General features: G+C 45.5%; 10 protein-coding genes. 7 read left to right on the forward strand and 3 right to left on the reverse strand.

The genetic code is table 11. The features are described from left to right. The first annotated feature begins 1 nt into the window (after nt 1). From BLV62_RS05050 to BLV62_RS05070, 5 genes are all read left to right on the forward strand, one after another. Nucleotides 2-1,912, forward strand: coding sequence for a DUF3857 domain-containing transglutaminase family protein (locus tag BLV62_RS05050; RefSeq protein ID WP_089759324.1), 1,911 nt, complete (start codon nt 2-4; stop codon nt 1,910-1,912). Nucleotides 1,913-2,096: 184 nt separating this feature from the next. Beyond that, a complete protein-coding gene (locus tag BLV62_RS05055) occupies nt 2,097-2,600 on the forward strand; it encodes an RNA polymerase sigma factor (protein WP_089759326.1) in 504 nt (167 codons plus the stop codon). Between the two features lie 97 nt (nt 2,601-2,697). Continuing rightward, nucleotides 2,698-3,636 carry a FecR family protein gene (locus BLV62_RS05060; RefSeq protein WP_089759328.1) on the forward strand — a complete coding sequence of 313 codons (939 nt, stop codon included), beginning with the start codon at nt 2,698-2,700 and terminating at the stop codon, nt 3,634-3,636. A 95-nt stretch (nt 3,637-3,731) separates the two neighbouring features. Continuing rightward, nucleotides 3,732-6,674 carry a SusC/RagA family TonB-linked outer membrane protein gene (locus tag BLV62_RS05065; protein ID WP_168927739.1) on the forward strand — a complete coding sequence of 981 codons (2,943 nt, stop codon included), beginning with the start codon at nt 3,732-3,734 and terminating at the stop codon, nt 6,672-6,674. A 26-nt stretch (nt 6,675-6,700) separates the two neighbouring features. Further along, complete coding sequence (locus BLV62_RS05070) at nt 6,701-8,215, forward strand: RagB/SusD family nutrient uptake outer membrane protein (RefSeq protein WP_168927740.1); 1,515 nt, start codon at nt 6,701-6,703, stop codon at nt 8,213-8,215. An 80-nt stretch (nt 8,216-8,295) separates the two neighbouring features. On the opposite strand, the gene BLV62_RS05075 is transcribed toward BLV62_RS05070, so the two are convergent. Next, nucleotides 8,296-9,570, reverse strand: coding sequence for an OmpA family protein (locus tag BLV62_RS05075; protein WP_089759334.1), 1,275 nt, complete (start codon nt 9,568-9,570; stop codon nt 8,296-8,298). Nucleotides 9,571-9,839: 269 nt separating this feature from the next. Between BLV62_RS05075 and clpB the strand changes: the two genes are divergently transcribed. Both clpB and BLV62_RS05085 read left to right on the forward strand, forming a co-directional pair. Then, on the forward strand, nt 9,840-12,440 hold the full coding sequence (gene clpB, locus BLV62_RS05080) for an ATP-dependent chaperone ClpB (protein ID WP_089759336.1): 2,601 nt from the start codon (nt 9,840-9,842) through the stop codon (nt 12,438-12,440). Between the two features lie 118 nt (nt 12,441-12,558). Further along, nucleotides 12,559-13,038: a nucleoside deaminase gene (locus tag BLV62_RS05085; protein ID WP_211117667.1), complete on the forward strand. Its 480-nt coding sequence runs from the start codon at nt 12,559-12,561 to the stop codon at nt 13,036-13,038. A gap of 40 nt (nt 13,039-13,078) precedes the next feature. On the opposite strand, the gene BLV62_RS05090 is transcribed toward BLV62_RS05085, so the two are convergent. After that, nucleotides 13,079-13,432, reverse strand: a complete 354-nt coding sequence (locus tag BLV62_RS05090; protein WP_089759337.1) for an anti-sigma factor family protein — start codon at nt 13,430-13,432, stop codon at nt 13,079-13,081. Nucleotides 13,433-13,450: 18 nt separating this feature from the next. Continuing rightward, entirely contained in the window at nt 13,451-14,029 is a 579-nt protein-coding gene (locus BLV62_RS05095) for an RNA polymerase sigma factor (protein ID WP_089759339.1), read from the reverse strand. Nucleotides 14,030-14,033: the final 4 nt, after the last annotated feature.

The following is a 14,033-nucleotide window of genomic DNA, read 5'->3' on the forward strand; positions in this document are numbered from 1 at the left end:
CATGCAAAAGCATTTCTGTATCACCTGGGTGCTGTGCTGCATCTTTCCCTGCCTGCTAAAAGCCGCCAACCCGTTTTACCCCGTAAAGGACATCCCGGCAGCGCTGAAGGAAAACGCGCATGCAGTGATCAGATTGGACGAAACAAATCTGACCATCCGAAGTCTCAGCGATGTACGCTATGTGCGCCACTACATTGTTACGATCATGAATGAAGGCGGCGCCAAAGAAGCGGGGCTTTACCTGCACTATGATCAGTTCACTTCCATCCGGTCTGTAGACGGTACCCTTTACGATGTTGACGGAAACAAGGTCAAAAGCCTGAAGAACAGCGAAATAAAAGATATCAGCGCGGTAGATGACGGAAGCCTGATGACAGACGCCAGGATGAAAATGCATAATTTCTATTATAACGTCTACCCATATACGGTAGAATATAAAGTTGAAATTTCAGTTGCCACTACTGCCTTCCTGCCAACATGGTCGCCCCAGTCGGACTATGAATGCTCGCTGCAGGAAGCAAAACTGAGCGTAGACGCGCCTGCCGATTTTAACCTGCGGTATAAAGGGGCTCAATGCCAGGAAACTCCTGTGATCACAAAGGAAAAAAACAGGACAGTGTATACCTGGCAGATCAGCAACCAACCCGCTGTAAAAAAAGAAGCCTTCAGCGGCAGGATCTCGCAGGTTCTTCCTACCGTTTTCCTGGGCCCTGCTAACTTTAAGATCTCCGGGTATGAAGGATCAATGAGCGACTGGAACAGTTTCGGAACATTCTTTTATAAGCTGAATGAAAACAGGGATGTATTGCCCGATAATACCAAAGCGGTAGTGCATAAGCTGGTAGATGGATTGAGCACTGATAAAGAAAAGATCAATACGCTTTACAGGTATCTGCAAAAGAACTACAGGTATATCAGCCTGCAGTTTGGAATAGGAGGGTGGCAAACATTTGACGCTGCTTCCGTTGCGGCCAAAGGATATGGCGACTGTAAAGCCCTCAGCAATTACATGATGGCTTTGCTGAAAGAAGCGGGGATAAAATCCAACTGCGTGATCATTAAAGCAGGAGAGGGAGAACATCGTATCCGTGAAGATTTTCCATCCAGCCAGTTTAACCATGTTATTCTCTGCGTGCCTGGCGCAAAAGATACCACCTGGCTGGAATGTACCAGTCAGACGCTCCCGCCGGGCTACCTTTCCAGCTTTACTGATAACAGGTTAGGATTACTGGTAGATGAAAAGAACAGCAAACTTGTTCGTACGCCCGTTTACGATATGAACAGCAACCGGCAGATCCGCAATATCGAGGCAACGATCGATGATAAAGGAGATGCGGTTGTCAACGCCGTAACCTTATATACTGGCATCCAGCAAGACGATCTGCATAGCCGCATACATAGCCTGGGTAACGATAAGCAGTTGGAACACCTCCGCAAGTACCTGGATTTTTCCAGCTATGATGTAACAAAATTCAACTACAGCGAGATTCCCGGCGATATTCCTTCTATCCGGGAAGACTTGTCGATAAAGGCTACCAGCTATGCCGCAGTAACGGGGAAAAGGATCTTTATCACCCCGAATATGATGACGAAGAGCCTTTCCCGTTTTTATAAGGCCGAGGCCCGGAAAACGCCTGTGTATATCGATTTCTCGTATGTGGATACAGATACGGTGCATATCTCCGTTCCTGCCGGTTACAAACCGGAGGCCCTGCCGCCAAAAGTGAACCTGGACACCAGGTTTGGCAGGTATTCCAGCCAATGTACCTTCGAAGGCAATCGTTTAACGTTTATCCGGAAGCGTGAGTGTTACCAGGGAGAATATCCGCCGGCTGCATATCCTGAACTGGCAGATTATTATAACGCCATTACGCAGGCCGATAAGGCAAAAGTAGTACTGGTAAAAGAATAAAGAGAAAGTAAATTAATATGACAATGACTGCCGGGTTTCAGTTTAGCTCATTTCATTTGAATCACCTACATTTGAAAATTGGGAAAAATTGACTATTTTATCATTCAATAAGCTTTGCAGGCATTCATAATAGGAGATTTCAGTCCATATTTTGTTTTATCGCAGCTCCTGAAACTGATGGTGTATGGACCAATTATTACTAGGTGTTAAGAACAATGAGGAACCGGCTTTTGAGCAGGTTTACAAATTAAAAAGAGAAAAGGTCCTGGCTTTTTTTTACAAAAAAACCAGGTCGGTAGATGATGCGGCAGACTTGATGCAAAGCGTTTTTTTCAGATTTTGGAAATACAGGCATACCATTGACGTATATGCGACCATCGACCAGCACCTTTTCCAGCTTGCCAAACATGTTTATATCGATTACCTGCGTACCAGCAAACGCCATGCGAATGAGCCAATAGAGGCTCACGAGTTTCCCGCTGATGAAAATAATTATGATTACCTGGAAAGGGAATCCGTTCTTTACCATCTCAAATCAGAAGCGCCCTTAAACCAGCGCATTTTCCTTCTGAATAAGCTGCATGGCTATTCCTACCAGCAAATTGCCCATCTTTTATCCATGCCCGTAAAAAGTATAGATAATTATATCAATAAGACTTTAAAACGGCTCAGGAAAAAATTGAATTAGGCCGGAGGAATTTCCTTCCTGCCATCGTAATACTAATGTAAGGGCGCTTATGATCTCATAAAAAAGTATCCTTGCAAAGCTACTTTTATCTAATGTTATGAGCAGTAATAATGATGGTCTCTTTGAAGAATGGGACGATTTTAAACAGGAAGATGTGCCTGAAGGGATGGACTGGAACGAAAACTATCATTCCATCCGCCGTCGTATTCACAGGGATCGTAAAAAGCAACAATGGATCAGGTATGGTTCTGCGGCTTTTGCAGGCGTCTTCCTGGTGGCCTGTACCTGGGCGTATTTGTTCGCTCCAGGGCCGGAGCAGCCTAAAATAGCCGGTGGCCCGGTGATTAAGGTAATACATAACGCCAGCGATACTATCAGCCGGTTTCGGTTGCCGGACAGCACGCAGGTGGTGTTGTACCCCCATGCAATGCTGGTTTTTACTTCTGCCTATAACCGGTCGGCCCGCGAACTGTACCTGGATGGAGTAGGGGAGTTTGACGTACATAAGGACCGCTCCCGTCCTTTTATCGTATACGCAGATAACCTCACTATTAAAGCGATTGGTACAAAATTTCTCGTTAAGAATGAGAAACAGGCGACCAGCGAATCGGTACTGCTGGAGGAAGGCATCGTACAGGTAACTGACAGGGTAATGCGAAAATCGCCGAAACTGTTGGCGGTTAATGACCTGTTCATCTGGGATAGAACAGCCGCCTCCATGAATATTGTGAACACAACCAAAAAAGCAAAAACTACGCTGGCGCCAGTGCCAAAAGAAGCCGGGGCTGAAGACCGGATGGTGGTGCGACCTGCCTGGTTCTCGTTTGATAATGCTTCGCTCCCGGTAATTCTCGACAGGCTTTCAGAGTTATACGGGCAACCGATCAAATTTAAAAAGAGTGAACTGGCCAACTTGCATTTCATAGGAAAGTTTGACAAAAATGATTCATTAGAGCACATTATTCAGGTGATCACCTCCTTGAATGAATTAAAATATCAAAAGAAAAACGACGGAACATACCTGATCTATAAATAATCAACCAAATGTCACGACACATGTCATGTAATGTATTTCTGCGAATACGTTCGGTATCGCTATCCTTCAAAGGAAGGCTTGTTTTAGGCTGTTTAATGCTGGTCGCAGTTTTAGCCAACGCGCAATCTGCCGCCCGGCTGAAAGGCCTGGTCCAGGATGAAAATGGCCGCGCTATAACGGGAGCCATTGTTGTTGCAAAAAACGATAAACTGCATTTCTCGCAGGGCATGCAAACGGATACCTCCGGTACATTTTATTTCAATAACCTGCCTAATAATGGGTTTATTTCCATTACTGTTTCGTATACAGGTTATATTCCGCAATTATTCGATAACTACTCGCTCTCCAAAGATGGTCTTACTACCATGTATGTAAAACTTGTGAAAGATACTTTCAACCTGGGAGAAGTCGTAGTTGTCGGGTATGGCACCCAACGTAAAAAAGATATCACCGGTTCTATTGCCGTAGTTTCTTCAAAAGCGATGGAAAACAGGCCTAACGTGCAATTTGGAGATGCGTTGGAAGGCAAGGCAGCCGGCGTGCAAATCATTAAATCATCCGGCTCGCCTCAATCTGGCTTCAGTATACGGATTCGCGGTACGTCTTCCATCACTTCAGGCAGCGAACCGTTATACCTGGTAGACGGGGTGCCTACTCAAAGTATTTCTGAGATCAATCCGTCCGATATCGAAAGTTTTTCCATTCTTAAGGATGCTTCTGCCGCTGCCATTTACGGTGCTTCTGGGGCTAACGGCGTAGTATTGATCACTACTAAACGAGGTAACAATGGCAAAACAATAGTGTCGTTCGATTCTTACTATGGCATCTCAAACGTACGAAAGAAAATCCCGGTGCTAAATAGTACCCAGTATGCGCAATTGATTCATGATATGGGTGAAAGCATAGACCTCGGCGTGTTCGATGCTAACACCAACTGGCAGGATGAATTGTTCAGAACCGGTACCAGTCAGAATCTGAACCTGTCTGTAAGAGGCGGTAATGCTAAAAGCACTTTCTATTTATCAGGCGGCATTGTGCGCCAGAATGGCGTGGTTATCAACAATACCATGAACAGGGCCAACTTCAAAGCCAACCTGGATCATAAGATTAATAACATATTCAAGATAGGCACCAGTTTATCCTACAACCGGTGGTATGATGTGGATGTATCTGAAGGCGCTAACGGCGGCGCGAACAGCGTATTACTGAATACGCTTACCGGCGCTCCGGTCATCAAAGTATATAATCCTACAGGTACCAAATTTACAGTAGATCCTTTCTACCAGGATCTCGATAACCCGGTAGGACTTGCAAAAGGGAATGACCACTACTATGTAAAGAACAGGTTTTTAGGCAATGCATATGTAGAAGCGAATATTACTGCCGACCTCAAGGCAAGAACGATGCTGGGTTATGAAAACTTCGCAGGCAAATATCAGAGCTTTGTAGATCCTTATAAAACTACCGAAGGTAGAAGTAAGAAGGGGATGGCTAACTATTCATCTGATGCTAACGAATATTGGATGAGTGAAAACACCCTTACTTACCAGAAGTTGTTTGGTAAGCATAACTTCGGCGCTATGGCCGGTTTTATCGCTTCGAAAACAGTTGCAAACGTTGCTAGCATCAGCACGCGGAATTTTGCCAATGGAAATATTACTACTGTGAACGGAGGATCTATCATTGATGGAGCTACGCAGTCGATCACCCAGATTGCTACGAGCTCTGTGATCAGCAGGCTTACCTACAGTTACGACGACAAATATTATTTTACCGGCAACTTCAGGGCTGATGGCTCGTCTGTGTTTGGTCCTCAAAGCCGCTGGGGATATTTCCCTGCTTTTTCTGTAGCCTGGAGGATCAGTAACGAAGCATTCTTCAAAGACAGGGTTCCTGCCATCAATGACCTCAAGTTCAGGTTCAGTTGGGGCGATGTAGGAAATAGCCAGATTGCCGCCTATTCCTATTTAGGAATGATCGCTGCAAACGGCAGCTATGTATTTGGCAACAAAGTTACTGCAGGGTATACGCCTACAACTCTTGGAAACGATGACCTGCACTGGGAAACTACCAGGCAAACAGATATCGGATTTGACATGTCGCTGTTCCATAGCCGCTTGATCCTGACTGCAGACTACTACAACAAGAAAACAATAGACCTGCTCCTCCAGTCCCCAATTCCCGGCAGTTCTGGTTACACTACCGTGTTGAAAAATGTTGGCAGCCTGCAAAACAGGGGTTTTGAGTTTACCGCCAGTTCCAAAAATATCGAAGCCCCCAATCTTACCTGGTCAACCGATTTCAACATCAGTTTGAACCGCAATAAAGTGCTGAATGTAAATGACGGGATTATCTATGATGGTGCTATCAACAGCAAGGGGAATAGTATTATTGTAAAAGCGGGCCTTCCCCTCGGTTCATTCTTTGGTTATGTTGCACAGGGAGTAGACCCCAAAACCGGCAATATGATCTATAAGATCGCCAATGCAGATGAAGGACTGCAAACCAGCGATATGGCGGTAATAGGCAACGCCAATCCAAAGTACTCATTCGGTATTACAAATGATTTCAAATATAAGAACTGGAACTTCTCTTTCTTCGTTCAAAGTGTACAGGGTAACCAGATACTGAATGCAACCAGGATTTATTCTGAAGGCATGTGGGAACTGAGAAACCAGTCGGCCGCCGTACTCAACAGGTGGAAAAAAGAAGGGGATATAACCAATGTGCCAAGACCTGATTACAACAATACGGACGCTCCTTACAGCAATTATAACTCGCAGATTTCATCAAGATTTGTAGAGGATGGTTCTTATATCCGTTTGAAATCACTTACCCTTGGTTATACATTTAAACTGAAAAGCGCTAACCTTAAATTGTATTGCACGGGAGAAAACCTGTTTACAATCACCAGGTATTCCGGTTATGATCCTGAAGTAAGCGCCTTTGGCCATAACAGCAATACGGCTATCGGGGTGGATTTTGGTTCTTATCCTCAAACCCGCAGCATCATTTTTGGTTTGAATGCTACTTTCTGAGTTTTATGATTCTAAATGTAACAACAATGCTTAAAAATAAATTAGCAATACTGGCCCTGGGATTGGTAGTTGCTGCCAGCAGTTGCAAGAAATTCCTGGACCTGACGCCTGTTTCCTCTACTACTACCGGTAATGCCTATAAAACCGGGGATGATATAGAAGCCGCCCTGACCGGCGCCTATGGCTCATTTATGGCCACTAACTTTTACCAGTGGGAAATTTATGCGCATACAGATGTAAGATCAGACAATGCCTATTGCGGCGGAAGTAACGATGTAGACTACTACCAGTTGGATATGAACAGCGTTCCCAATACCAACGGATCGGTTTACCGGGCGTGGACGGAGCTATACGCGGCCATTGCAAGAGCCAATTCCGTATTGGTGAATATTGATAATATAAAAGATGAGTCACTTACAACCGAGCGCCGGCAGCAGATTATCGGGGAAGCGCTCTTTCTGAGAGCTTTCCATTACTATCAGTTGGTTTCGCTCTGGGGTGGAGTGCCGATAGAACGATATTCAAACAGCGCTGCTTCAAAAGATATAAATCTGCCAAGAGCCACGGCAGAAGGTACCTATACATTCATAGATTCCTGCCTGCAGGTAGCTGTAAGAAGCCTGCCCGCTTCTTATGGCGCTGATAATATAGACAAGGTAAGAGCTACGAAAGGAGCCGCTTATGCTTTGCTGGCAAAGATCTGGGCACAGCGCCCGGAAAGGAATTATACAAAGGTGAGTTTGTATTGTGATAGCGTATTGTTGCAAGGATATTCACTGGTCCCCCGGTATGCCGACCTGTTCGATGGCAATCATAATTACAATACCGAGTCGATCATGGAAATACCATATATAGCCAATACTTCAGGCGTAATTAACTGGGGTACTGAAATGCTGTACCCTACTCATGATAACGGACAAGTTCCTTCAGATACCTGGCAACGCTATTGCGTGCCTTCAAGAACCCTGGTATCGGCATTTGATAAAGCGGGTGATGTAATCAGGAAGAATGCCTCTATCAGCTTCGAATCTGTACCCTGGAGTGATGTGTTCTGGAATCCATGCGGCGCCGGTGATGTATTGGTACCATTTGCCTTTAAGGCGCATAATCCAAGCAACTGGAGCGGCGGCGATCACACTTACTTATTCAGGCTGGCAGATATACTGCTTTTAAAAGCCGAAGCGCTGGCGAACCTGGGAGACCTGGAGCTCTCTGCCTCCTTTGTAAACCAGGTGAGAAGCCGCGTGAAGTTGCCGGACATCTCTGGTAATTCCAAAATGGAGCTGCTGACAATCATCCTGAAAGAAAGACAGTTGGAACTGGCATTTGAGTGGCAGCGATGGAATGACCTGAACAGGTATAATGTAACCGTTAGTACGATGAACGGGCTGGGAGAAACATATTACAACTGTAATAACGACGGTACTATGACCAAAGGAGCGGCGGTCAACTACAATTTTAATGATAACAAAACGGTGTTGCCGATTCCGTTAACTGAATTGCAGGCAAATCCAAACCTTACTCAGAATAAAGGCTATTAGACAGTCCGCCATTGTTTAAACCACGAGGGCGTCTCAAATTGATTTTGAGGCGCCCTCTTTTTGGGAATAGTTGATCTCATTTATTTTTCCCGAACGCTTACAGATATATGCCTGTCCAGTTTGCGTTGTTCTTCAGGCGCATCGGCGGCAGCTTTTGCAAATTGAGAGCCGTAACCTTCAGCGCCCAGTAATTGCGCTGCGTTGGCATTTTCTTTCTTCAGGGCATTTTCAACAGCAACGGCCCGCTCAGTAGAGAGCTTCAGGTTAACGGTGCTGTCGCCTGTTTTATCTGTATAACCGCCTATCTTGATCTTCGCTTTAGGGAAGGCTTTCAGGATAGCGGCAATATTCTTCACCTGGGCCATGCTTTCTTCCGTAATTTCTGCACTTCCTGTTTTGAAGTTCAGGTTATCGAAATCGAACCAGACATCTTTACCGGCCTTTTTGCCGTCGTCTTTCAGGAAAGTGACCAGTTGGTCTTCAATTCCGCCTTTATAAGCATTCAGCACAGTTCCGTCAGGCAATGTTACCTGTATGCTTTCCCGGGCAGAAGGAGTGGATACAGCCGGAGGAGTAGTGACTGAATCAACCAGCTGGCTGGTGGTCACACTGTCGGTTGTTGAAGTATCAGGTTTGCTGCCGCCGCATCCGCGCATCAGGTACCAGAGTAATATGATCGCTACCAGTATAAGCAGTAAAGACCATATCCATTTCGTGTTGCCTGTTCTGACGGAGTTGACAGCTCCTGTTGCCGCCCCGGTAGCCGAATGGCCTACGCCGCTAACCAGGTTGCCGAACCTTGAACCGAGTTCGCCCAGGCTGCCTAAACCTAAGAGCCCGGCCAGGTTAAATCCTCCCGGTACCGCCGAGAGTATTTTGTCTTTCTGGGTATTTAAAAAAGAGAGGAAAGAAGAAGGAGTGAGATTGTTTTCAGCAGCGTATTGACCAACAGTTCCCAGCGTAGCCGGAGCAGCAGATTGCAGTAATGTATTGGCAGACGATTCTTTGATGCCGGCATAGCTGGAAAGCATGCCAATGATCGAGCTGACTTTGTCGCCAAAGAGGTTGTGCAGCAGTTCGGAACCTTTGCTGATCAAACCGCCCGAGCCACTCTGTATGGCGTTGCTGACAGCCGACGGATTGGCCTGGTCTGCCACTCCTTTTACCATATTCAGCAAACCCCCGGCTTCGCCAGATGTGCCCGCTTTGTTCAGCAAGCCAGCCAGGACGGTTGGAATAATGCCCGTCAAAGCCTTCTGGATGCCCCCCTCACTCTCTCCTAACTGCGAAGAGGCCTGACTAACGATACTACTGTTAAAGACGCTTTTTGCAGTCTCTATTAAGTCGAAAGACATAATTGTGAGTTTTGTTGTGATGAAGAAATTTTAGCTCGGCTTCGGGTAAGATCGGCCGGTTCAGGCCGCGAAACCGAATGGTTAACAGCCGGACCCCTCCGGTTGTTTGGTTTTAGGGTCAAAATATGTAAAAATAGCAGTCAATTCACGGCAAACCTGCTAAAAATGCAGTGTAAATTAAACTTATATGTCATAATTTCCGGACGTACAACATTGGATTAGGATTTGTTGTTTATCTAGCACGTTTTGAAAACATCAAAAAGGAAGATATGAATTTGAATAATTTCACTATAAAATCACAGGAGATCCTGCAACAGGCTCAGCAACTCGCTTTCAACAACCAGAACCAGGCGATTGAAACAGGCCACCTTTTAAAGGCTTTGCTGGAAGACCAGGACAGCCCGGTGGAATACTTACTGAAGAAGAATGATGTAAACGTTTCCTTTGTTAATACCAAATTAAACGAACAACTTCAGAAGTATCCAAAGATCGTAGGCGGAGACGCTGGCCAGACGCTCAGCAGGGAGGCTAACAATGCCATCCTGAGAGCAGGGGCTTCTATAAAAGAATTTAAAGACGAATTTGTAAGCGTTGAACACCTGTTGTTGGCAATACTCCAGGGGAACGACGATACCGCTAAACTGCTGAAAGATGCAGGGCTCACAGAAAAAGGGCTGAAAGCCGCCATCCTGGAATTGCGCAAAGGCCAGACAGTCAATTCACAAACAGGAGGCACCCAGTTCAATACCCTTCAGAAATACGCCAAGAACTTAAATGAAATGGCCCGTGAAGGAAAACTGGACCCGGTAATTGGCCGCGACGACGAGATCAGAAGAACTTTACATATACTTTCCCGCCGGTCTAAGAACAACCCTATCCTCGTTGGAGAACCAGGCGTTGGTAAAACCGCGATCGTAGAGGGATTAGGACACAGGATCATCAACGGCGACGTGCCCGAGAACCTGAAATCCAAAGTCATTTATGCTTTGGACATGGGCGCCCTGATGGCAGGTGCAAAATACAGGGGTGAATTTGAAGAACGTTTGAAAGGCGTTGTAAAAGAGGTATCAGAAAGTAATGGAGAGATCATTCTCTTTATCGATGAAATTCACACGCTGATAGGCGCCGGAGCCATGGAAGGAGCAATGGACGCTGCCAACATCCTCAAACCTGCATTGGCAAGAGGTGAACTCCGCGCAATCGGTGCAACCACCCTGAATGAATACCAGAAATATTTTGAAAAAGACAAGGCATTGGAAAGGCGCTTCCAGAAAGTACTGGTAGACGAACCTACCGTTGAAGATGCCATCTCTATATTACGTGGACTGAAGGAAAAATATGAAAGCCATCACCACGTGCTGATAAAAGACGAGGCCATTATTGCGGCAGTTGAATTATCGCACCGTTATATCACCGATCGTTTCCTGCCGGATAAAGCCATAGACCTGATAGACGAAAGCGCTGCAAAGCTGAGGTTAGAAATGAACTCTATGCCGGAAGAACTGGATGAACTGGAAAGAAGGATCAGGCAACTGGAAATCGAAAGAGAAGCGATCAAACGGGAAAATGATGAAGAAAAACTGAGAGAACTGGGAGAAGAGATCGCCCGTTTAGGTGAAGAAAGAAATACTTTCAAGGCTAAATGGCAGGCAGAAAAAGAAATAGTGGATAAGATCCAGAATGCGAAGGCAGATATCGAAAACCTGAAACTGGAAGCAGAACAGGCAGAAAGGAACGGCGATTTTGGTAGAGTGGCAGAGATCAGGTACGGTAAAGTTAAAGAACAGGAGAAACTGGTAACAGATCTGACCGCGGAATTAGACCAGATGTCGGCAAATCATAAGCGTTTGCTGAAGGAAGAAGTGGATGCAGAAGATATCGCAGAAAATGTAGCCAAAGCAACTGGTATCCCGGTATCGAAAATGATGCAGAGCGAAAGGGATAAACTGTTGCACCTGGAAGAAGAACTGCATCAGCGCGTAGTAGGACAGGAAGAAGCCATAGTGGCTGTATCCGATGCTATCCGCCGCAGCCGCGCCGGCCTGCAGGACCCTCGCCGCCCGATCGGTTCCTTCATCTTCCTCGGTACCACAGGTGTGGGTAAAACAGAGCTGGCCAAAGCATTGGCTGAATACCTGTTCGACGATGAGAACATGATGACGCGTATCGACATGAGCGAATACCAGGAGAAACATTCTGTTAGCCGACTGGTAGGAGCGCCTCCGGGATATGTAGGTTACGATGAAGGCGGTCAGTTGACCGAAGCCGTAAGACGCAAACCTTACTCCGTGATCCTGCTGGATGAAATTGAAAAAGCGCACCCGGATACTTTTAACATTTTATTGCAGGTGCTCGACGATGGAAGGTTGACAGATAACAAAGGCAGAGTGGTCAATTTCAAGAATACCATCATTATCATGACCAGCAACATGGGTAGTCATATTATCCAGGAAAACTTCGAAAAGATCAACGACGAGAACAGGGAAGAGATAGTAGATGCAACTAAGGAAGAAGTGTTAAACCTGCTTAAACAGACCATCCGTCCGGAATTCCTGAACAGGATAGATGAAGTGATCATGTTCCAGCCATTGATGAGAGAAGAGATCAAAGGAATAATTAACATTCAATTACAACAGTTGAAAGACATGGTGGCTAAAAGTGGCATGATATTGGAATTTTCTGACTATGCAATTGAGTATCTCTCCGTTCAGGGTTATGATCCTCAGTTTGGTGCAAGGCCGCTTAAACGCCTTATCCAGAAAGAAATTATCAACCTGCTGAGTAAAAAGATCCTGGCAGGCGACATAGATAAATCTAAGCCAGTACTTGTCGATGTTTTTGATGGAGTAGTGGTGATTAGAAACAAGTAATTCTAAATACGACGATACATAGTTACAATAAGCCCCGCGACTCTTCGCGGGGCTTTTTTTGTGCCCTCTTTTATCCGTTAGCTTTCAGTAAATTTGAATGAACCAAAAACGCAGGTATATGATCGGAGCCAGAGAAAAAAGATTTATGCAACATGCCATTGCATTATCGCGCAAAGGGATGGAAAGCGGGGATGGAGGGCCTTTTGGGGCAGTAGTGGTAAAGGGAGATGAAATAATAGGAGAGGGTTGGAACCAGGTATTGGCAACAACAGACCCTACAGCGCATGCAGAAGTGGTGGCCATCCGCCAGGCCTGTGAACGTTTAGGCGCCTTTCAGCTGACGGGTTGCGAGATATATACCTCCTGCGAACCTTGCCCCATGTGTTTAGGTGCAATTTACTGGGCCAGGCCTCAGCGGGTCTATTATGCCAATACAAAAGAAGATGCGGCAGCCATAGACTTCGATGATTCCTTTATTTACAAGGAGCTGGAAGTACCGCATACGAAGAAGAAGATCCCGCTTATTCCGATGCCGGATCAGGAAGCTTTGGCGGTGTTCAGAGAGTGGAAAGAGAAAGGAGACAAAACTTTATACTGATAACAGGAAATAAGGATAGAGAAAAAGATGCTTCCTATCCTTATTTCCTGTTTATAAAATAATAAGCCCAGAAAGCGCCGAGCAGTAATAAGATGATACCAAAGATCAGGACCGCCAGGTATATGTAGGTTTCAAGTTTTCTCCTTGACCTGGAGCGCAGACGTAATTGCTTCAATAAATTCCATTTCATTTCGATGATCCATCCGGGGATCTTCTCTTTCTCCTTAATTGCAGAAAGTCCTTCTATGGCTTCGCTGCAAAGCTCGCAATCTGCCAGATGCATTTCTACTTCATGCTGTTCGGCAGCAGACAGTTTTCCCTGGACATAGTCCAGCAACTGCTGTTGAGAAGGACAGCCTGTCGTAACAAATATATCGTTGAAATGCTCGTTCATATCACTATATAATGCAAGTTAGTGGTTTGTGCGTTGTTGTTTCTCCAACAATAGTTTTAAATTTCGTTTCCCGTTCTGGATATAGCTTTTAACCTGTAACAGGGAATAGCCGGTTTTATCCGCAATTTCCTGGTAAGATTTCTTGTCTAAATAAAACAACTGGATACAGGTACGCTGTTCAGGATTCAGCTGCTGGATAGCATGTTCCATGTTTTCTATCAGCAGGTCTTTCTCCTGGTATGCTTTTTTATCCAAGGGTTCTGCAACCATTTCGCCCATGGTCCGGTCGGAGATCTCCTCTTTATACTTCAAAGGATGGCTCCTCAGTTGCATGAGACAATAGTTTTTTGTTACCTGGTATATCCAGGCTTTAAAAAACTGAATTTCATGGTTATTGACATCGGATAATACTTTGAGAAAGATTTGCTGTACGGCATCGCGTGCATCCTCTTCATTTTTCAGGTACTTCATGCACATACCCAGAAGCAGCACTGCATACCGGTCGAAAAGCACGCCAATCCATTCGCTGTTGTGGTCAGCTTTGAACCTTTGCAAAAGCTCCTGGTCTGTTAGTTGTTGTATGGCTGGATTATTCACAGGC

The sequence above is a fragment of the Chitinophaga terrae (ex Kim and Jung 2007) genome, assembly GCF_900107795.1.
In the GTDB taxonomy this organism is placed as follows: Bacteria; Bacteroidota; Bacteroidia; order Chitinophagales; family Chitinophagaceae; genus Chitinophaga; species Chitinophaga terrae.